Here is a 20,615-nt window from a genome sequence, read left to right as displayed (position 1 = left end):
AGACGCGCATGGAGACCATTCAGGCCTATCTCGAACGGAAGCACTGGGAACTCGGGCTGTTGAATGACTGCCTGAGGCATCGGCTCGATTTGACGCGTCCGCGATCGGTCGACGAGGTCGTCAGGTCTAAATTCCAGATCACTGCGGCGCTCAGGGCAGAGCACGAGCTGCACGAGTGGAAGGCAACGGAAACAGCCTGGTCGCACACCGCCGATCCCGTCAGCGGGCCCTTCAAGTTCAGTTACGATTACCAGCGTGCCGATCTTACGGTGCGCGGTCCTTCCTTCTATGAGCTCGACGGCGGCTGCATGAGCGCGGCGATCTATACTGCCTCAGGCATGGCTGCGATCTCCGCCGTGCTGCTCGCCTCCGCGCAAATCGTCGAGAAGGCTGATTTGCTGGTGCTTCCCGGCTCCTATGGCGAGACACTGGAGCTGATCCGGGGTCTTGTTCCTCATCTGCGGCTCGTGGCTTTGAGTCTGCCGCTGAGCGATGCGTTTGCTTCGACGAATTCCCCGAAAATTCTTCTGTTGGATTCCTGCTCCCGCGCCGGCGCTTTTGAGGCGGCGATCCGAAGCGACGGCTCGGGTCTCGATCTCGTGATTTTCGATACGACATGCTTCGCGGGCAGCTCGGGCCGAATCCGGCGCGTCCTGAGCTGGGCCCGGCGATACGGAACTCCACTGGTGCTGGTGCGAAGCCACAACAAGCTCGATTCGCTCGGGGCGGAATATGGCCGCCTCGGCTCGGCGGTTTTCGTGCAGGGGGATGAGGACCGGCAGCGGGCGGAGCGGCCTGAATGGACACGTCTTGCAGCCGAAACCCGCAACGCGGTGCGGCTTCTCGGCGGCGCGGCGTTGCCGGCGCACTTCCCGCCCTTTGTCGGCAGCGCGGTCTACTGGGCCCTCACGAAGCGGCGTGTTGCGGCGATCCTGCGCAACGGCCGAAGCATGGGCCGCCATTTTGCTGCAAAGCTCCCGGCGCTCTCGGCCGAGCTCCATTTCGCCCACGGTCTCTATGTCACCTTGCGGGGCAGGCGTCCTCTCGACGAGGCGAGCGCGCGGCAGGCCGCCGAGGACATGAGCAACGAACTGCGCGCCGAGGGCCTCCCGATTCGCCATGCCGGCAGCTTCGGTTTCGACTTTGCCGCGACCGAGTGGTTTCACGACGCGACCACGGACCAATATAGTGTGCGGGTGGCGGTCTCGGATTTGCCGACAGAGGTCTGGGGCGATCTCACCTCAGCGATTGCGCGCTGGTGGCAGGTTAGTCAGTCGACTGGTGGCAGAGGATGAATGTCGTCGCTTGCGCGGACGAGGGCGTCTCGATCAGTCGATCGCCAGGCAATGCTCCAGGGCCGGCTTTTCGTTGTTGTCGCGGCTGGGACGCGCCCACTCCTGAACGGCGAAGGCAAGGTGATGCTGGCCCATTCCAGCGCCAATGATCGATGCTTGAGCTACCTTGATGGGCCTTGTGACCACACTGGTGTTCACCACGCCTGCGTCGATTGCCAGATACGACATCGCGACGATCGCCACCGCAGATGCGATAGCCATTCTCGTCCATTCGGTAGGAAGCATCGGAGTCCTTAACGCGGGCGCAATTCGCCCGGCGCATACATAGGGCTGATCTGCGCCGTTCAAAGGCCGGCGTATGGTTACCCACGCGTTCGTGAAGGGCGGTGGATTTAATGAGACTGGCGATCCCAGCAGGACTCGAACCTGCAACCCGCGGAGTAGAAATCCGCTACTCTATCCAGTTGAGCTATGGGACCGTCGCTGCGCCGACCTCGGTTTTTGAGGCCGGCTGTTCATCTACCATGCCAAATATGAAAAATATCGTCTTTCGCCAAGTCTGAACCGAACCCTTTTCCTCAGAGCCGCGACAAAGCGAGACGGTGGCATGTCAGGGTGCCGGGTTGAGCGGCCGCGGACGGGACGATGGATCACATCGCCGGGAACGCTGGCCAGCTTCCGGGATGTGGCCGCCGGTCGACGGGTCGGGTATCGCTGCGCCATCAGGACGGCGTGAGCGGCGGTATCTTGATCGGTCTCCTCTGGGCTTGCCTTTCCATGGCGAATGCGACGATTTGCACCTTTGGTTCCATCGCCTTGAGTCCGTCACCTTTCCGCGCATTTCATGCTGCCAGCGGGCGGCTGTCCGCGATTTCCGGGAGTCCATCATGATCGGTCTTGTTCGCGCCGTCACAATCTGCGCCACGCTGGCGCTCGGCCTTAGCGCAGCACACGCTGCCGACAAGGCGTTCAAGCGCGATGACCTCGCCGATTCCGCCATCAAGCTGGAGGCCCAGATCAAGAGCGAGGCGGGGCCCGTCGCCAAGTCCAATGCGACGCTGAAGACGGACGCCGATGCCGCCTTCCGGCGCAATGATTACCGCACCGGCCTGTCGGTGCTCGGCCAGATCGCGGCGACCACGCCGGAAGACGCCGGCAACTGGCTGCGGCTTGCCAAAGTCATCTTCCAGATATCGCCGAAGAGCTCGAGCGAGCAGACCTTCCTGCTGGAACGCGCCTCGACCGCGGCCTACATCGCCTACCTGCGCGCCGGCAATCCGGGCGAGGAGGCCGACGCGCTTGCGGTGCTCGGCAAGTCGCTGTCGGAGCGCAAGCTTTGGCGGCCGGCGCTGGATTCGCTGCGGCTGGCGCTCGACATGCGCGAGGTCGCCGACGTCCGCGGCCAATATGAGAAGATGCGCGACGAGCATGGCTTCCGGCTGCTCGACTACACCGTGGACTCGGATTCGGCGAGCCCGCGGGCCTGCTTCCAATTTTCCGAGGAATTGGCAAAACGCACCGACTTCGCGCCGTACCTCGCGCTGGCGGGGCAGGACAAGCCGGCGCTGTCGGCCGAAGGCAAGCAGCTCTGCGTCGACGGGCTGAAGCACGGCGAGCGCTACAACATCAATCTGCGCGCCGGCCTGCCGTCCACCGTGAAGGAGGGGCTGCCGAAATCGGCCGAGTTCAACGTCTATGTGCGCGACCGCAAGCCGTTCGTGCGCTTCACCAGCCGGGCTTATGTGCTGCCCCGATCCGGCCAGCGCGGCATTCCCGTGGTCAGCGTCAACACGCCCGCTGTCAATATCAACGTGTTCCGGATCGGCGACCGCAATCTGATCAACACGGTGGTCGACAGCGATTTCCAGAAGACGCTGTCGAAATACCAGCTCTCCGATCTCGGCGATGAGCGCGGCGTAAAAGTCTGGACCGGCGAGCTCGCGACCGCGATGACGCTGAACCAGGACGTCACCACGGCATTCCCGGTCGACCAGGCGCTGGGTGAACTCCAGCCGGGCGTCTACGTGATGACGGCCGCCGCCAAGGGCCCGGGCTCGGACGAAGATTACCAGCTCGCCACGCAATGGTTCATCGTCTCCGATCTCGGGGTGTCCGCCTATTCCGGCAATGACGGTATCCACGTGTTCGTGAACTCGCTGGCCTCGACCGATCCGGTCGGCAAGGCTGAGGTCCGGCTGGTTGCCCGCAACAACGAGATCCTGGCGACCCGCAAGACCGACGACAGTGGCCACGTGCTGTTCGACGCGGGGCTTGCGCGCGGCGAGGGCGGCCTGTCGCCGGCGATGCTGACGGTCACGGGCGAGAAGGCCGATTATGCCTTCCTAAGCCTGAAGTCCTCCGCCTTCGATCTGTCCGATCGCGGCGTTTCCGGCCGCGTGGTGCCCGCAGGCGCCGATGCCTTCGTCTATGCCGAGCGTGGCGTCTACCGCTCCAGCGAGACCGTCTATCTCACCGCGCTGTTGCGCGACGGGCAGGGCAATGCCGTCAGCGGCGGACCGCTGACGCTGGTGATCGAGCGTCCTGACGGCGTCGAATACCGACGTGCCGCGCTCGCCGACCAGGGCGCCGGCGGCCGTACGCTGTCCGTGCCGCTCAACTCGGCCGTTCCGACCGGGACGTGGCGGGTGCGCGCCTTCACCGACCCGAAGGGCTCCTCGGTTGGCGAGACCACCTTCATGGTCGAGGACTATGTTCCCGATCGGATCGAATTCGACCTGTCCGCCAAGGACAAGCTGATCAAAGCTAACGCTCCAGTGGAGCTTAAGGCGGACGGCCATTTCCTCTATGGCGCGCCCGCGTCCGGCCTGCAGCTTGAAGGCGACATGCTGGTCGCGCCCGCAAGCGAACGTCCGGGCTTTGCCGGCTACCAGTTCGGCGTCGCCGACGAGGAGACCACCTCCAACGAGCGCACGCCGCTTGAGAACCTGCCCGAGGCCGACGCCAACGGCGTCGCGACCTTCCCGGTGACGCTGGACAAGCAGCCGGCCTCGACGCGTCCGCAGGAGGCCCAGATCTTCGTCCGCATGGTGGAGACCGGCGGCCGCGCCGTCGAGCGCAAGATCGTGCTGCCGGTTGCGCCCGCGACCGCCCTGATCGGCGTCAAGCCGCTGTTCGGTGACAAGAACGTCGCCGAGGGCGACAAGGCCGAGTTCGATGTCGTGTTCGTCTCGCCCGAGGGCGAGAAGCTGCGCCGCGACGGCCTGCGCTACGAGCTCCTGAAGATGGAGTCGCGCTACCAATGGTACCGCCAGAACAATTACTGGGAGTACGAGCCGGTCAAGTCGACCTCGCGCGTCGCCGACGGTGATGTGACGGTTGCCGCCGACAAGCCGGCGCGGATTTCGCTCACCCCCCAGCCCGGGCGCTACCGGCTCGATGTGAAGTCGAACGATGCCGATGGCCCGGTGACCTCGGTGCAGTTCGACGTCGGCTGGTATTCCGACGGCAGCGCCGACACGCCGGACCTCCTGGAGACCTCGATCGACAAGCCGCAATATTCCTCCGGCGACACCATGACGGTGTCGGTCAATGTCCGCAGTGCCGGCAAGCTCACCATCAACGTGCTCGGCGACCGCCTGCTGACGACGCAGACGATCGACGTCAAGGAAGGCACTGCCCAGGTGAAGCTCCCGGTCGGCAAGGACTGGGGCACCGGCGCTTACGTGGTGGCGACGCTGCGCCGGCCGCTCGATGCCGCGGCCCAGCGCATGCCGGGCCGGGCGATCGGCCTGAAATGGTTCGGCATCGACAAGCAGGCCCGCACCTTGCAGGTCAAGCTGTCGCCGCCGGCGCTGATCCGGCCGAACGCAGCGTTGACAATCCCGGTCAAGCTCGACGGGCTCAATCCGGGCGAGGACGCCAAGATCGTCATCGCCGCGGTCGATGTCGGCATCCTCAACCTCACCAATTACAAGCCGCCGGCGCCGGACGATTACTATCTCGGCCAGCGCCGCCTGAGCGCCGAAATCCGCGACCTCTACGGGCAGCTGATCGACGGCATGTCCGGCACGCGCGGCCAGATCAAGTCCGGCGGTGACGCCGGCGCTGGTGAGCTGCAGGGTTCGCCGCCCGCGCAAAAGCCGCTGGCGCTCTATTCCGGCATCGTCACGGTTGGCGCCGATGGCAGTGCGGAAGTCAGCTTCGACATTCCGGAGTTCGCCGGCACCGCACGCGTGATGGCGGTGGCGTGGACCGCGACCAAGCTGGGCCGCGCCAACACCGACGTCGTGATCCGCGACCCCGTCGTGCTGACCACGACGCTGCCGCGCTTCCTGCTCAATGGTGACCACGGCACCGTCAACCTCGAGATCGACAATGTCGAGGGGCAGGCCGGCGACTACGTCATCAACGTGAAAACGGGTGGACCGGTGAAGATGACCGGCAATCCCGCGACCACGGTCAAGCTCGCCGCCAAGCAGCGCAACTCGTTCACGCTCGCGATCGACGCGATCGCGGCCGGGCAGGCGACGCTCGACGTCGACATCAAGGGACCGAACGGGCTGACGCTGGCGCGCCACTACGCGTTCGACGTCAAGGCGGCGACGCAAGTGCTGGCGCGGCGTTCGATCCGGACGCTGGCGAAGGGCGAGAGCCTGACGCTGACCTCGGACATGTTCTCCGACCTGGTGCCGGGCACCGGCAGCGTCTCGGTCTCGGCGAGCCTGTCGACCGCGCTCGATGCGGCGACGATCCTGAAGGCGCTCGACCGCTATCCCTATGGCTGCTCGGAACAGATCACGAGCCGCGCGATGCCGCTGCTCTATGTCAACGACCTCGCGGCCGGCGCGCACCTCGCGATGGATACCGAGGTCGACCAGCGCATCCGCGATGCGATCGAGCGGCTATTGGCCCGCCAGGGCTCGAACGGCTCGTTCGGCCTGTGGTCGGCCGGCGGCGACGACGCCTGGCTCGACGCCTATGTGACGGACTTCCTGACCCGCGCCCGTGAGAAGGGTTTTGCGGTGCCGGACGTGCTGTTCAAGAACGCGCTCGACCGCATCCGCAATTCCGTCGTCAACGGCAACGAGCCGGAGAAGGACGGCGGGCGCGATCTCGCTTACGGCCTCTATGTGCTCGCACGCAACGGCGCAGCGCCGATCGGCGATCTCCGCTATCTCGCCGACACCAAGCTGAACAACCTCGCGACGCCGATCGCGAAGTCGCAGCTTGCGGCGGCTCTCGCCCTTGTTGGCGACCGCAATCGCGCCGAGCGGGTCTATGGCGCCGCCCTCGACAGCCTCGCGCCGAAGCCTGTCCTGGAGTTCGGCCGCACCGACTACGGCTCGCAGCTTCGCGATGCCGCAGCTTTGGTCTCGCTTGCCAGCGAAGGCAATGCGCCGAAGGCGACGCTGACGCAGGCGGTGTCGCGGGTCGAGACCGCGCGCGGGCTGACGCCCTACACCTCCACGCAGGAGAATGCGTGGCTGGTGCTGGCGGCGCGAGCGCTGGCCAAGGAGAACCTGTCCATGGAAGTGGATGGCCAGCCGGTCAAGACCGCGCTCTATCGCAGCTACAAGGCGGACACGTTGAGCGGCAAGCCGCTGAAGATCACCAACACCGGCGATGCGCCGGTGCAGGCGGTGGTCTCGGTGTCGGGCTCGCCGGTGACGCCGGAGCCGGCAGCGTCCAACGGCTTCAAGATCGAGCGCAATTACTTCACGCTCGACGGCAAGCCGGCCGACATCAGCAAGGTCAAGCAGAACCAGCGCTTTGCGGTGGTGCTGAAGATCACCGAGGCCAAGCCCGAATACGGCCACATCATGGTGTCCGACTATCTGCCGGCGGGCCTGGAGATCGACAATCCGAAGCTGGTCTCATCGGGCGACAGCGGCACGCTGGACTGGATCGAGGACGGCGAGGAGCCTGAGGATACCGAGTTCCGCGACGATCGCTTCACGGCGGCGGTCGACCGGGCCTCGGATTCCAAATCGGTCTTCACCGTCGCCTATATCGTCCGCGTGGTCTCGCCCGGCAAATACGTGCTGCCGCAAGCCTATGTCGAGGACATGTACAATCCCTCGCGCTACGGCCGGACGGGCACGGGCACGGTCGAGGTGCGGGCGGCGAAGTGAGTGCTGATTGAATGAGCGCAGCGGAGCCACATACTCAGTCGTCATGCCCGGGCAAAAGCGCGGAGCGCGTCTTCGCGCAAATGTCCCGGGCATCCACGAACTGTGGCGCAGCGGGCAAGAACGTGGATGGCCTGGACAAGCCCGGCCATGACGCAGCAAGGGGCCGCGGCCTTCGTATCCTCTCCGCCCTCGCACTCTCTTTCATCCTCGCCATCACCGGCTTCGTCGGCTGGGTCTACTCGCTCGGACCTCTCCCGCTCGACGAGGCACGGCACGTCTCCACCACCATCGTCGACCGCAACGGCAAGCTGCTGCGCGCCTACGCCATGGCCGACGGCCGCTGGCGGTTGCCGGTCGATGCCAAATCCAGCGTCGACCCGACCTATCTCAAGCTGCTGTTCGCCTATGAGGACCAGCGCTTCTACGCCCACAACGGTCTCGACCCGCTCGCACTCGGGCGTGCCGCGTTGCAGCTTGCGACGCGCGGCCACATCGTCTCAGGCGGCTCGACCATCAGCATGCAGCTGGCGCGGTTGATGGAGCCGCGGCGGCAGCGCTCGCTCTACGCCAAGCTGCGGCAGATGGTGCGCGCGATCGAGATCGAGCGCAGCATGAGCAAGGAGCAGATCCTCGACCTCTATCTCGCGCTGGCGCCATATGGCGGCAATCTCGAGGGCATCCGCGCCGCCTCGATTGGCTATCTCGGCAAGGAGCCGAAGCGGTTGTCGCTGGCCGAAGCCGCGCTGCTGGTCGCGCTGCCGCAGTCGCCGGAGACGCGCCGCCTCGACCGCCATCCCGAGGCCGCGCGCAAGGCGCGCGACCGCGTGCTCGATCGCATGGTCGAGGAGCATGTGGTCAGCGTAGACGACGCAAGGCAGGCCAAGGCCGTGCCCGTGCCAAAACTGCGCAAGCCGATGCCGATCCTGGCCCCGCATGCGTCCGATACCGCGCTGTCGACCGTCAAGGATAAGCCGGTCATCAAGCTGACGCTGGATGCGAACCTGCAGAAGGTGCTGGAGCCGCTGGCGCGTGACCGCGCCATTGCGCTCGGGCCCAACATCTCGGTCGGCATCATCGTGGTCGACAATGAGAGCGGCGACGTGCTGGCACGCGTGGGTTCGGCCGATTATTTCGACGAGAGCCGGGCAGGGCAGGTCGACATGACCCGTGCGATCCGCTCGCCGGGCTCGACGCTGAAACCTTTCATCTACGGGCTCGCCTTCGAGGACGGTTTCGTCCATCCGGAGAGCCTGATCGACGATCGGCCGGTCCGCTTCGGCTCCTACGCGCCTGAGAATTTCGACATGACCTTCCAGGGCACAGTGCCGGTGAGGAAGGCGCTGCAACTCTCGCTGAACGTGCCGGCGATCGTGCTGCTCGATCGCGTCGGCTCGAGCCGGCTGGCGTCGCGACTGCGGCAGGCCGGCGGCAATCTGGTCCTGCCCAAGGACGAAGCGCCGGGGCTTGCCATGGGGCTCGGAGGCGTCGGCGTGACGCTGCAGGATCTCGCCCAGCTCTATGCGGGCTTTGCCCGCCTCGGCACCACCAAGCCGCTGCGCGAGGTGATGGCTGACAAGGACGACCGCGAGCCACTCCGGCTGCTGGATCAGGTCGCGGCCTGGCAGGTCGGCAACGTGCTGCTGGGAACGCCGCCGCCGGAGAACGCCGCCCACAACCGCATCGCCTTCAAGACCGGCACCTCCTACGGCTATCGCGACGCCTGGTCGGTCGGGTTCGACGGCCGGATGACCATCGGGGTCTGGGTCGGCCGACCCGACGGTGCGCCGGTTCCCGGCCTGATCGGGCGCGTCGCCGCAGCACCGATCCTGTTCGATGCCTTCGCCCGCAGCGGCAAGACGCTGACCGCATTGCCGAAGCCGCCAAGGGGAACCCTGGTTGCCAGCAACGCCAAGCTGCCGTTGCCGCTGAAGTGGTTCCGGCCGGTGGGGGAACTGGTGCGGACCGGCCGTGAGCAGGCGCTGCATATCCAGTTTCCGCTGAACGGCTCGCGGATCGACGTCGATCGCTCCGGGGGGCAGGAGAGCGCCGCGATGCCGGTCAAGGTCGCGGGCGGCGTGCTTCCCATGACCGTCATGGTTAACGGTACGGCGCTCGGCGAGATCGACGGACGTCGCCAGCGCCTGATCGATCCGCCCGGTCCGGGCTTTGCTCGGCTCACCGTGATCGACGCCACGGGCGCCGCGGACACAGTCGTCATTCGAATTCAATGACCCTGCCTTAAGCGGTTGTGGCGATGGCGGTTTCAGCGTAAGCGGAACCAATGGCCGAGACCTACCCAACTCCCCGTTTTGGAGCGCCCCGCGAGCCAAAATCGCCTGCAAATCCGGGCAGCGGGCTCGTGCGCATGCTCGATGTCGCCACGGCCAGCCATGCCCGCGCCGTTGCCTTCCTGCTCGTGTGCGCGCTGCTGTTGTTCCTGCCGGGCTTCTTCACGATCCCGCCGATCGATCGCGACGAGGCGCGGTTCGCCCAGGCCACCAAGCAGATGGTCGAGAGCGGCGACTATGTCGATATCCGCTTTCAGGAGGACGTCCGCTACAAGAAGCCGGTCGGCATCTATTGGTTGCAATCGGCGACGGTCGAAGCCGCCTCGATGCTCAAGCTGCCGAAGGCCGAATTGCGGATCTGGGTCTACCGGCTGCCGTCGCTGTTCGGGGCGATCGGCGCCGTGCTCATGACCTACTGGGCCGCGCTCGGCTTCGTCACGCGGCGTGCCGCGGTGCTGGCGGCGCTGATGATGTGCGCTTCGGTGCTGCTCGGCGTCGAGGCGCGGCTCGCCAAGACCGACGCGATGCTGCTGTTCTGCGTGACCGCCGCGATGGGTGCGATGGCGCGGGCCTATCTGTCCTGGCAGCGCGCCGAGGACGAGACGCATCCGCCGTGGAGCTGGCCCGCGATCTTCTGGACCGCGCTTGCGGTGGGCATCCTGATCAAGGGCCCGCTGATCCTGATGTTCGCAGGGCTGACCATAGCCGCGCTCGCGATCCAGGACCGCGATGCCTCCTGGCTGTGGAAGCTGCGCCCGGTCTGGGGCCTGATGTGGATGCTGGTGCTGGTGCTGCCCTGGTTCGTCGCGATCTTCTGGCGCGCGGGCGATGCCTTCTTTGCCGATTCCGTCGGCGGCGACATGCTGAGCAAGATCGGCGCCCAGGAATCCCATGGTGCGCCGCCTGGACTTTACCTGGCGCTGTTCTGGATCACGTTCTGGCCGGGGGCACCGCTCGCGGCGATGGCGGCACCCGCGGTGTGGCGGGCGCGGCGTGAGCCCGGCGCGCAGTTTCTGCTGGCCTGGCTGATCCCGTCCTGGATCGTGTTCGAGGCGGTGCTGACCAAGCTGCCGCATTACGTGCTGCCGCTGTACCCGGCCATCGCCATCCTCACCGCCGGTGCGGTGGAGCGGCGCGTGCTGTCGCGCTCCTGGCTAATGCGCGGTTCGGCCTGGTGGTTCGCGATCCCCGCGGCCACCTCGATCATCGCGGTGGTCGGCGCCGTGATGCTGACGCGGCAGCCCGCTTTTGTGGCTTGGCCGTTTATCGCGGCATCGCTGATTTTCGGCCTGTTCGCCTGGTGGCTCTACGACAACAACCGCGCCGAGCGCTCGCTGCTCAACGCGCTGGTTGCGGCCTTGATGCTGGCGGTGGTGGTGTATGGCATCGTGCTGCCGTCGCTGACGCCGCTGTTTCCGAGCATCGAGATCGCGCGCGCCTTGCGTAACGTCACCTGCGTCGGGCCGAAGGCGGCGGCGGCCGGCTATCACGAGCCGAGCCTCGTCTTCCTGACGGGCACCCAGACCCTGCTCACGGACGGGTCGGGCGCGGCCGACTTCCTGAGGCAGGGCAGCTGCCGCTTTGCGCTGATCGAGCAGCGTTCGGAGCGGAGCTTCGTGCAGCGCGCCGAGGCAATCGGGCTGCGCTACAAGGTTGGCACCCGCATCGACGGCTACAATTTCTCGCAAGGGCGCGCGATCTCGATCTCGATCTTCCGCTCGGAAGGCACCGAATAGGATGCCTGTTACGACCAGCCCCGCGCCCCGTCCGGGCTATCCCGCGCAATTGCTCGCCGTGTCCCGGAGCGCGCTGGCGCAGCTCGTCCGCACGCCCTCGCATTCGCGCCGCGCAGAGGCCGCGCGAAAGCTGGCGCGGCATTCGCTGTGGCTCAGTGCGACGGGCGCGGCTCTCGTCATCGCGCTGATGCTCGCGTTCGACCAGACCGAAATCCAGCTGATGCCGCCGCGCGGCACGCCAAGCCTGTGGCCGATCCGCATCCTCACCGATTTCGGCAAGGACGAGTACCTGCTCTCGGTGCTCGGGGGCTTGCTGGTGGTGTTGGCGCTCGTTGCGGCCGGGCTTCACGGCACAAGCCGCGCGCTGCTCCTCGGTCTCGGCACACGGCTGCAGTTTGTGTTTCTGTCGATTGCCGTGTCGGCATTCGTTGCCGAGGTCCTGAAATATGTCATCGGCCGCGGACGTCCGTTTGTCGGCGGCAAGGCCAATCCGTTCAACTTCGTGCCGTTCGAGGGGACGGGGGCCTACGCCAGCCTGCCGTCGGGCCATGCCGTGGCAGCGTTCGCGCTGGCGTTTGCCGTGTCGGCATTGTGGCCGCGCTTGCGCGTGTTCATGTTCACTTACGCAATCGTGATCCTGTTGACGCGGCTGGTGCTGGTCGCGCATCACCCGAGCGACGTCGTGGCCGGCGCCCTGGTCGGTACGGTCGGCGCCATGGCGGTCCGCTATTGGTTCGCGGCCAGGCGGCTGGGTTTTGCCATCCGCGCGGATGGCACCATTGTGCCTCTTCCGGGGGCAGTCTCGGGCCATCTCAAAAGGGTTGCCCGCGGGGCATCCGCCCCATAAAAGCGGCTGCCTGCCGGGACCGCCGGTTCCCAGGGGTCCCCCGGGCCCACTTCCAACCACGAGCCGCCTTTGTCGACGTCCCAGCCCTCGGTTTCCATCGTCGTTCCCGTGCGCAACGAAGCCGACAACATCGCGCCGCTGATCGCGGAGATCGGCGCGGCGCTCGATGGCCGCTGGGCCTATGAGATCATCTACGTCAACGACGGCTCGACCGATGCGACCGGCGAACGGCTCGCGGCGATCATGGCGCAGCGGGACAATCTGCGCCAGCTTCGCCACTCCAGATCAGGCGGCCAGTCCGCGGCCGTGCGCAGCGGCGTGCGCGCGGCGCGCGGCGCGATCGTGGCGACCCTCGATGGCGACGGCCAGAACAATCCAGCCTTCCTGCCCGACCTGATCGCGGCGGTCGAGAAGGGAGCAGGGCGCGTCGGCCTCGCTGCGGGGCAGCGCGTCGGACGCAAGGATACCGGCTTCAAGAAATTCCAGTCGCGCGTGGCCAACGGCGTCCGCAACTCCATCCTGAAGGACGGCACGCGGGATACCGGCTGCGGGCTCAAGGCATTCCGCCGCGAGGTCTTCCTGATGATGCCCTATTTCGACGGGCTGCATCGCTTCCTGCCGGCGCTGGTCCGCCGCGAAGGCTACGACATCGCCTATGTCGACGTGATCGACCGGCCGCGCCATTCCGGCGTATCCAACTACGGCTTCTTCGACCGTCTGTGGATCGGCATCATGGATCTCGCCGGCGTGTGGTGGCTGATCCGCCGCAAGAAGCCGACACCAGATGTGACTGAGGTGAACGCATGATCATTCAATACGGTCAGGCGCTGAGCAACTATCTCTACGACGTCTTCGTCGCCAAGTTCGATTTCTGGCTGGCATTCGGCCTCGTCGCGCAGCTGTTCTTCACCGCGCGCTTCCTGGTGCAGTGGATCGCGAGCGAGCGCGCCGGCAACAGCGTGGTGCCGATGGCGTTCTGGTTCTGCTCGATGGGCGGCGGACTGATGACGCTGGTCTACGGCGTCGTGAAGCGCGAGCCGGTGATCATCCTCGGACAATCGCTCGCGACCATCATCTATATCCGCAACATCATGCTGATCATCAAAAACCGCGGCCGCGCCTCGAAGACGCTCGATCGCTGAGCCCAGGTTTTAGTGCGGCAAGGCCGAGGCCGCGCCTGAGGTTGGCAGGGCCGCTGTCTCCGCCTCGGTCCTGCGATAAGGCACGCCGGCCGCGTCGAGCACGGGATAGGCGACCGAGCAGATATGCGAGTGGATGCGCCTGAGGTCGCGCAGCACGTCGAGATGCAGCGACGTCGTTTCGATGGTTTCGGGGCGGCCCTCGCGCAGGCGGTCGAGATGTCGCTCGACCGCGGCGAGTTCGGTGTTGCGTAGCGCGGTTTTCTCCACCAGCAGCTTGCGCGCCTCGTTGGCATCGCCCGACATGAAGACCCCGAAGGCGATCCGCAGCGAGTCCATCGTGCGCTTGTGGAAGGCGGCGAGCTCGTCGGCGCCTTCCGCCGAAAACTGGAAGCGCCGCTTGATCTTCTTGGTGGCGAGCTCGCTCAGGCTCTTGTCGATGATGTCGCCGATATGTTCGAGATTGATGGCGAAGGAGATGATCTCCATCGCACGCCGTCCTTCGCTCTCGTCGAGGCTGCCCCGCATCAGCTTGGTCACGTAGAGCTTGATGGCCTCGTCGAGACCGTCGACGAAATTGTCCATCTTGGAGACCTGGTCGACCAGCGCACGGTCGCCGGTCATCATCGCCGCCATCACCTTCCGCAGCATGACCTCGACGAGATCGCCCATCCGCAAGGTCTCGCGAGCGGCGTCGGCGAGCGCCAGCGACGGCGTTTCCAGCGCGGTCTCGTCGAGATAGCGCGGCCGGGCTGGGTCGGCCTCCTGCACGCGATCCGGCAGGAGGCGGGTGAGTAGGCGCGACATGGTGTCGAGCAGGCCGATGAAGACGACGGCGGTGCCGACATTGAAGGCGATGTGGAAAGCCGCCGTCATCCTGGCGAGATCGGGCTGCCAGGCGTGCATGTGCTCGGCGATCGCGCCGAGGAAGGGCAGGACGAGGGCAATCCCGATCACGCGGTTGACGAGATTCCCGACCGGCAGGCGGTAGCTCGCGGGGTCGTCACGCCTGGCGCCCTCGAACACGGGATTGATGGCACTGCCGAGATTGGCCCCGAGCACCAGCGCCAGCGCCGCGTCGGGCGTGATGAACTGCGAATAGGCCAGCGACATGATCAGCAGCACGCTGGCGACGCTTGAATGCACGGCCCAGGTGACGAGGGCGGCGATGACGATGCACAATATGGGATCGCCCGTGATGGCCGACATCACGATGCGGACGCCCGGTGCGTTCTCAGCCGGCGCCAGCGTGTCGAGCAGGATGTGCAGCGAGAGCAGCATCAGGCCGAGGCCGATGCAGACGCGGCCGATGTCCTTGATCCGCGATCGCGGGCCGGAGCGGAAGGCGACGAGGCCGAGCACGAACAGGACCGGCGCAACGGCTGCGATGTTGAACGACAGCACCTGCACGATCAGCGTCGTGCCGACATTGGCCCCGAGCATGATGGCGAGCGCCGCGGCGAGGCTGACGAGCCCCTCGGCTGCGAACGAGCTCGTGATCAGGGCGGTCGCGGTGCTGCTCTGGAGCAGCGCGGTGAGGCCAAGGCCGGCGGCGAAAGCGCTGGCGCGGTTGCTCAGCGCCTTGCCGAGCAGGCGCCTGAGGTCGGGACCGAAGGCGCGCAAGATCCCGCTGTGGACCATATGCAGGCCCCACAGCAACAGCGCAACGCCGCCCATCAGATCGAGCAGAACCAACGTTCCCATGCTCCGTGTCCGGATTGGAGTCGATTGGTGAGGCTAGCGCCAAATGCTTGAGGTTCAAACCTTTTGTTGGCGCGTCGACGTTAACGTTTACGCCAACTGCACGTTCCCGCGGCGCGTTGAGCGTCCGCCGCGGCGCGCGTTGGCGCGTCCGCAGTCGAGATGCCTTGTGAGCAGGCTCACATTGCCGCTTTGAGGGCAGCGAAGCCGCGGTCGAGATCGGCCTTGAGGTCGTCGACGCTCTCCAGACCGATGTGGAGACGCAGCGTCGGGCCGCCCGGCGACCACTTGGTCGCGGTGCGATAGGCATCGCAGTCGAAGGGAATCGCAAGGCTCTCGAAGCCGCCCCACGAAAAACCCATGCCGAACAGCTTGAGCGTGTTCAGCATGGTGTCGACCGCTTTCTGCGGGGCCGGCTTCAGCACGATGCTGAACAGGCCCGAGGCGCCAGTGAAGTCACGCTTCCAGATCGCGTGACCGGGATCGGTCTCCAAGCCGGGATGCAGCACGCGCGCGACCTCGGGCCGGCTAGCCAGCCAGCGCGCCATGTCGAGCCCGGAACGGTGATGCTGCGCCAGCCGCACCGACAGCGTGCGCAGGCCGCGTAGCGCCAGGAAGACATCGTCGGGCCCGGCACAGACGCCGAGCAGGCGGATGCCTTCAGTGACCATCGGCCAGGCCTTGGCATTGGCCGAGATGGTGCCGAACATGATGTCGGAATGGCCGCCGATATATTTGGTGGCGGCCTGCATGCTGATGTCGACGCCCTGTTCGAGCGAGCGGTGATAAAGCGGCGTTGCCCAGGTGTTGTCGTCGATGACGAGCGCGCCGCGCCCATGCGCGACCTCGGCGATGGCGCGAATGTCCGGCATCTCGAACGACTGCGAGCCTGGCGCCTCCACCAGCACGGCCCGGGTGTTGGGCTTGAACAGCTTGTCGATGCCGGCGCCGATCATCGGATCGAAATAGCTGGTCTCGACGCCAAAGCGGGTGAGCATGCCGTTGCAGAAATTGCGCGAGGGCCGATAGACGTTGTCGCAGACCAGGAGATGGTCTCCGGCCTTGAGCACCGAGAGCAGGGTGGTCGAGATCGCCGACAGCCCCGACGGCACGATGCCGACGCCGGCGCATTGCGGTCCCTCCAGCGCCATCAGCGTCTCCTGGAACGCCTTGGTGGTGGGGGAACCATGACGGCCATAGGTGAACTCGCCGCGATGGGCGTGCAGGTCCTCGGCGGTCGGGTAGAGCACGGTCGAGCCGTGAAAGACCGGCGGATTGACGAACCCCTTCTGCGCCTTGGTGTCGCGGCCGGAGGTGACCAGCCGGGTCTCGGCCTGCTGCTCTTGGGGGTGCGAGGAATCCATGCGTCTGCTTTCAAAACCGCGTTTCCGCTCGGGCTTGGCGCCTGACGGGCTGGCCGAAAGGCCGCTGTCGTTAATAACAGAACACAGAAGAGTCCCGTCAACCCCTTGACCCGGCACGCCAGTCGTTCTGTGATGCGCAGGTGCTATTCAGTCGCCGCATGTTGAGGGGCCTGCCGCGACCTTCGATCCATCGTCTGACCGGACCTTGCGCCACAGCCATATCGGCGGGCGCCTGCGGCGGGGATTAAGGTATGGCCTCCCGGGATCGGCGGGTGTTCGGCAAGGTTTTCCAGCATGACTCTTGCAGGGCTGGCCTTGATACGCCTGGCCCTGGCAGCGATGATCCTGAGACAACGTTCCTTGAGACGACTTTGAAAGGCCCAAAGCCCATGAAACGCGTAACCCTGGCTCTCACCCTTGCTCTCGCCGCCGGCCTCTCCGCCCAAGCCGCCGACGCGCAAACGCTCAAGACGGTCAAGGACCGGGGCATGCTGTCCTGCGGCGTCAGTCAGGGCCTGCCGGGCTTCTCCTCGCCCGACGACAAGGGCAACTGGACCGGCCTCGACGTCGACGTCTGCAAGGCGATCGCCGGGGCGATCTTCAACGATGCGACCAAGGTCAAGTACGTGCCGCTGTCCGCCAAGGACCGTTTCACCGCGCTGCAATCCGGCGAAATCGACGTGCTCTCGCGCAACACCACCTGGACCATCTCGCGTGATACCTCGCTCGGCGCCAATTTTACCGGCGTGACCTATTATGACGGGCAGGGCTTCATGGTGAAGAAGTCGCTCAAGGTGAATTCGGCGCTCGAGCTCAACAGCGCCTCGGTCTGCGTGCAGACCGGCACTACCACCGAGCAGAATCTGGCCGACTACTTCAAAGCCAATAACATGAAGTACGAGGTGATCGCGTTCGGCACCAACGACGAAACGGTCAAGGCCTATGAGGCCGGACGCTGCGACGTCTTCACCACCGACCAGTCGGGCCTGTACGCCAATCGCCTGAAGCTTGCCAATCCCAACGACCACATGGTGCTTCCCGAGATCATCTCGAAGGAGCCGCTCGGCCCCATGGTGCGCCACGGCGACGATCAGTGGTTCGACATCGTGAAGTGGACGCTGTTCGCGATGGTCACCGCTGAAGAGCTTGGCGTGAGCTCGAAGAACGTCGACGAGAAAGCGAAGCTGGAAAATCCCGAGTTGAAGCGCGTCCTCGGCACCGACGGCAATTTCGGCGAACAACTCGGCCTGACCAAGGACTGGGTGGTGCGGATCGTGAAGGCGGTCGGCAATTACGGCGAGGTGTTCGATCGCAATGTCGGCGCGGGCTCGCCGCTCGCTATCAATCGCGGCCTCAACAATCTCTGGAACAAGGGCGGTCTTCAGTACGCGCCGCCGATCCGCTGATCATCCTGATCCGCTGGCAGCGGCATGAGCACCGAGGCCCGAAAACCGCCACCCCAGATCGCGCTGAAGATCAGGCGCGTTCTGGGTGGCAAGGCAGGCTGGAACGGCATTGCCGTCCAGTTTGCCTTCGCGGCGATCCTGGGCTGGATCGGCTATGAGATCGTCTCCAATGCCCGCGCCAATCTCGAAAACCAGCACATCGCCGCCGGTTTCGGCTTCCTCAGGAATAATGCCGGCTTCGACGTCAACCAGACCCTGATCTCCTATACCGGTTCGGACACGTTCCTGCGCGTGTTCGTGGTCGGGCTCTTGAACACGCTCGTGGTCTCGGTGGTGGGCATCGTCTTCGCCACCTTGATCGGCTTCATCGTCGCGCTGTGCCGGCTGTCGCCCAATTGGCTGTTGTCGCGCGTCGGCGAGATCTATGTCGAGATCATCCGCAACCTGCCGCTGCTGTTCCAGATCCTGTTCTGGTACCTCGCGGTGCTGGCTGCCTTGCCCAATCCTCGGCAGAGCATCTCGCTGCTCGGCGTTGCCTTCATCAGCAATCGCGGCCTCGTCATTCCTAGCCCGATCGGCGGGAGCGGCCTGATGCCATTCCTGGCGATGCTGGCGCTCGGTATCGCCGCGTCACTGGCCTTGCGCTTCTATGCGCGGCGCGCGCTGTTTCAGGAAGGGCGGATGATCCGGATCTGGCCCACCGTGCTGGGCCTGCTGTTCGGGCTGCCGCTTGCCACGATGTTGGTGTTCGGTCTGCCCTTCACCTTCGAGCTCCCGCAGCTGAAGGGATTCAATTTTGCCGGCGGATCGCGGATCATCCCGGAGTTCGTGGCGCTGACGCTGGCGCTGTCGACCTATACCGCCGCCTTCATCGCCGAGATTGTGCGCGCCGGAATCTTGTCCGTCCACAAGGGGCAGATGGAGGCGGGGGCCTCGCTCGGCCTCAGCCGCGGCAACACGCTGCGGCTGATCGTGGTGCCGCAGGCCATGCGGGTCATCGTGCCGCCGCTGACCAATCAGTACCTTAATCTCACCAAGAACTCGTCGCTGGCGGTCGCGATCGGCTATCCCGACCTCGTCTCGGTGTTCGCCGGCACGTCGCTGAGCCAGACCGGGCAGGCGATCGAGATCATCGCGATGACCATGGGCATCTATCTCCTGATCTCGCTGCTCACCAGCGCGATCATGAGCGTCTACGGGTGGCGCGTCAGCCGGAGTCTGGGCGCATGAGCGATATCGCCTCGAGCAGCTTCGTCCGCCGCGACCTGCTCACCGAGCGTCCCGCACCGATGAAGACCACGGGCTTTGTCGGGCTGATGCGCACGCGCCTGTTCAACTCGCCCACCAACATCCTGCTCACGATCGTCGGCGCCCTGCTGCTGTGGTTCACCATCGTTCCCTCGGTCAGGTTCTTGATGGTCGATGCGGTCTGGAGCGGCAAGGACCGCACGGCGTGCCTCGCGGAGAACGCCGGCTTTGCGGTCGGCGCCTGCTGGCCCTACATCCAGGCCAAGCTGCCGCAATTGATCTACGGTTTTTATCCCGAGGCCGAGCGCTGGCGGGTCAACCTCGCGTTTGTCCTTGCGGCGGTCCTGCTCGTGCCACTGCTCGTGCCGCGTCTGCCGGCAAAGGGGCTCAACGCCAGTCTGTTCTTCTTCGCATTTCCAGTGGTCGCGTTCTTTCTGCTGCACGGTGGCGGCATCAAGGGCTTTGGCCTCAGTTGGACCGCCGGCCTGCTGGAATTGTTCGACGAGAGCATCATCGGCGCCGGGCAGGCCGTGCTCGGTTTCAGCAAGACGTCCGCCGTTGCGCCGCTGTTGTGGGCGGTCGGGAATTTCATCGTGCTGTTCGGCACGGCGATCTCCTGGCTGATCCTTCCGCTGACCTGGTTGCGCGATCAGATCCAGGGAGCGGGTCAGTCGGTCTGGGCCGATTTTGCCGTCACGACCGTAGTCGTGTCGTTGATCGCCTTCGGCCTCGGCGGCGGCTTGCGCACGGGTTGGCGCGCTCTGGCCTCGAGCATTGCTGCCTTCGTCGCCATCGCCGCGGTGATCAAGCTGATGGGTCTCGATCGCGGTGGACTGCCGGTCGTGACGACGAATTTGTGGGGCGGCCTCCTGGTGACGCTGGTGGTCTCCGTCACCGGCATCGTCACCTCGCTGCCGATCGGCATCGCGCTGGCGCTCGGCCGCCGCTCCACCATTCCGCTGATCCGGATCTTCTCGATCGCCTTCATCGAGTTCTGGCGCGGCGTGCCGCTGATCACGGTGCTGTTCTTCGCCACCTACATGCTGCCCCTGTTCCTGCCCGGCAATTTCACCGTCGACGGTCTCGTCCGCGCGCTGATCGGCATCGCGCTGTTCACGGGCGCCTACCAGGCCGAGAACGTCCGCGGCGGGCTCGCAGCGATTCCGCGCGGGCAGGGCGAGGCGGCCGCGGCCCTGGGGCTGTCCTGGTGGAAGACGACCTCGCTGATCGTGCTGCCGCAGGCGCTGCGTCACGTCATTCCGAACCTCGTCAACAGCTTCATCTCGCTGTTCAAGGACACATCGCTGGTCTCGATCGTGGCGCTGTTCGACCTGTTGGGCTCGCTCAGGGCCTCGTTCTCGGACCCGAAATGGTCGACGCCTTCGACCGCGTTCACCGGCTTCGCCTTCGCCGGGATCATCTACTTCATCTTCTGCTTTGGAATGTCGCGCTACTCGCTGTTCGTCGAGCACCGCCTCAACGCCCACCGTCGCAACTGA

The 20,615-nt window shown here is 65.6% G+C and carries 13 protein-coding genes and 1 tRNA gene; 10 read left to right on the top strand and 4 right to left on the bottom strand.

From position 1 onward, the window contains the following. Positions 1-8 precede the first annotated feature (8 nt). The gene (locus GGD61_RS13575; protein WP_183230783.1) at positions 9-1,295 is read left to right on the top strand and encodes a hypothetical protein; all 1,287 of its coding nucleotides are present in this window, start codon (positions 9-11) and stop codon (positions 1,293-1,295) included. 33 nt (positions 1,296-1,328) lie between these two features. On the opposite strand, the gene GGD61_RS13570 is transcribed toward GGD61_RS13575, so the two are convergent. Next, complete coding sequence (locus GGD61_RS13570) at positions 1,329-1,580, bottom strand: hypothetical protein (protein ID WP_092258365.1); 252 nt, start codon at positions 1,578-1,580, stop codon at positions 1,329-1,331. Positions 1,581-1,697: 117 nt separating this feature from the next. Then, positions 1,698-1,774 (bottom strand) — tRNA-Arg (locus GGD61_RS13565). A 408-nt stretch (positions 1,775-2,182) separates the two neighbouring features. On the opposite strand from GGD61_RS13565, the gene GGD61_RS13560 reads away from it, so the two are divergent. The 6 genes from GGD61_RS13560 (at position 2,183) to GGD61_RS13535 (ending at position 13,400) form a co-directional block, all read left to right on the top strand. Further along, on the top strand, positions 2,183-7,387 hold the full coding sequence (locus tag GGD61_RS13560; protein WP_183230782.1) for an alpha-2-macroglobulin: 5,205 nt from the start codon (positions 2,183-2,185) through the stop codon (positions 7,385-7,387). A gap of 80 nt (positions 7,388-7,467) precedes the next feature. After that, on the top strand, positions 7,468-9,618 hold the full coding sequence (gene pbpC / locus GGD61_RS13555) for a penicillin-binding protein 1C (protein ID WP_210311047.1): 2,151 nt from the start codon (positions 7,468-7,470) through the stop codon (positions 9,616-9,618). Positions 9,619-9,668: 50 nt separating this feature from the next. Beyond that, positions 9,669-11,411, top strand: coding sequence for a glycosyltransferase family 39 protein (locus tag GGD61_RS13550; RefSeq protein WP_092258356.1), 1,743 nt, complete (start codon positions 9,669-9,671; stop codon positions 11,409-11,411). A 1-nt stretch (position 11,412) separates the two neighbouring features. Further along, positions 11,413-12,258, top strand: coding sequence for a phosphatase PAP2 family protein (locus GGD61_RS13545; protein WP_183230781.1), 846 nt, complete (start codon positions 11,413-11,415; stop codon positions 12,256-12,258). A gap of 69 nt (positions 12,259-12,327) precedes the next feature. Further along, positions 12,328-13,065 carry a glycosyltransferase family 2 protein gene (locus tag GGD61_RS13540; protein WP_183230780.1) on the top strand — a complete coding sequence of 246 codons (738 nt, stop codon included), beginning with the start codon at positions 12,328-12,330 and terminating at the stop codon, positions 13,063-13,065. Continuing rightward, positions 13,062-13,400, top strand: a complete 339-nt coding sequence (locus GGD61_RS13535) for a lipid-A-disaccharide synthase N-terminal domain-containing protein (protein ID WP_018323154.1) — start codon at positions 13,062-13,064, stop codon at positions 13,398-13,400. The genes GGD61_RS13540 and GGD61_RS13535 overlap by 4 nt, the downstream gene beginning before the upstream one ends. 9 nt (positions 13,401-13,409) lie before the next feature. On the opposite strand, the gene GGD61_RS13530 is transcribed toward GGD61_RS13535, so the two are convergent. Together GGD61_RS13530 and metC are read right to left on the bottom strand one after the other, a co-directional pair. Then, positions 13,410-15,101 (bottom strand): Na/Pi cotransporter family protein, encoded by a 1,692-nt coding sequence (locus tag GGD61_RS13530; protein WP_092258347.1) that lies wholly within the window; start codon positions 15,099-15,101, stop codon positions 13,410-13,412. A 176-nt stretch (positions 15,102-15,277) separates the two neighbouring features. Further along, on the bottom strand, positions 15,278-16,462 hold the full coding sequence (gene metC, locus GGD61_RS13525; RefSeq protein WP_092258344.1) for a cystathionine beta-lyase: 1,185 nt from the start codon (positions 16,460-16,462) through the stop codon (positions 15,278-15,280). A gap of 389 nt (positions 16,463-16,851) precedes the next feature. Between metC and GGD61_RS13520 the strand changes: the two genes are divergently transcribed. Genes GGD61_RS13520 through GGD61_RS13510 form a run of 3 tightly spaced genes read left to right on the top strand, consistent with a single transcriptional unit; the run spans position 16,852 to position 20,615 of the window. Continuing rightward, a complete protein-coding gene (locus GGD61_RS13520) occupies positions 16,852-17,868 on the top strand; it encodes an amino acid ABC transporter substrate-binding protein (protein ID WP_028144715.1) in 1,017 nt (338 codons plus the stop codon). A gap of 24 nt (positions 17,869-17,892) precedes the next feature. Then, the gene (locus tag GGD61_RS13515; protein ID WP_092258341.1) at positions 17,893-19,098 is read left to right on the top strand and encodes an amino acid ABC transporter permease; all 1,206 of its coding nucleotides are present in this window, start codon (positions 17,893-17,895) and stop codon (positions 19,096-19,098) included. Continuing rightward, complete coding sequence (locus GGD61_RS13510) at positions 19,095-20,615, top strand: amino acid ABC transporter permease (protein WP_092258651.1); 1,521 nt, start codon at positions 19,095-19,097, stop codon at positions 20,613-20,615. The genes GGD61_RS13515 and GGD61_RS13510 overlap by 4 nt, the downstream gene beginning before the upstream one ends.

It is taken from the genome of Bradyrhizobium sp. SBR1B (genome assembly GCF_014198205.1).
Lineage (GTDB): Bacteria > Pseudomonadota > Alphaproteobacteria > Rhizobiales > Xanthobacteraceae > Bradyrhizobium.
Note: the sequence above shows the minus strand (reverse complement) of the source record. Positions and strands in the feature narration are given on the sequence as shown.

Bases quoted from the DNA above. Each gene is read 5' to 3' on its own strand.
- GGD61_RS13575 (WP_183230783.1), top strand. From the start codon at position 9: ATGGAGACCATTCAGGCCTATCTCGAACGGAAGCACTGGGAACTCGGG.
- GGD61_RS13570 (WP_092258365.1), bottom strand. From the start codon at position 1,580: ATGCTTCCTACCGAATGGACGAGAATGGCTATCGCATCTGCGGTGGCG.
- GGD61_RS13560 (WP_183230782.1), top strand. From the start codon at position 2,183: ATGATCGGTCTTGTTCGCGCCGTCACAATCTGCGCCACGCTGGCGCTC.
- pbpC (WP_210311047.1), top strand. From the start codon at position 7,468: ATGTCCCGGGCATCCACGAACTGTGGCGCAGCGGGCAAGAACGTGGAT.
- GGD61_RS13550 (WP_092258356.1), top strand. From the start codon at position 9,669: ATGGCCGAGACCTACCCAACTCCCCGTTTTGGAGCGCCCCGCGAGCCA.
- GGD61_RS13545 (WP_183230781.1), top strand. From the start codon at position 11,413: ATGCCTGTTACGACCAGCCCCGCGCCCCGTCCGGGCTATCCCGCGCAA.
- GGD61_RS13535 (WP_018323154.1), top strand. From the start codon at position 13,062: ATGATCATTCAATACGGTCAGGCGCTGAGCAACTATCTCTACGACGTC.
- GGD61_RS13530 (WP_092258347.1), bottom strand. From the start codon at position 15,101: ATGGGAACGTTGGTTCTGCTCGATCTGATGGGCGGCGTTGCGCTGTTG.
- metC (WP_092258344.1), bottom strand. From the start codon at position 16,462: ATGGATTCCTCGCACCCCCAAGAGCAGCAGGCCGAGACCCGGCTGGTC.
- GGD61_RS13520 (WP_028144715.1), top strand. From the start codon at position 16,852: ATGAAACGCGTAACCCTGGCTCTCACCCTTGCTCTCGCCGCCGGCCTC.
- GGD61_RS13515 (WP_092258341.1), top strand. From the start codon at position 17,893: ATGAGCACCGAGGCCCGAAAACCGCCACCCCAGATCGCGCTGAAGATC.
- GGD61_RS13510 (WP_092258651.1), top strand. From the start codon at position 19,095: ATGAGCGATATCGCCTCGAGCAGCTTCGTCCGCCGCGACCTGCTCACC.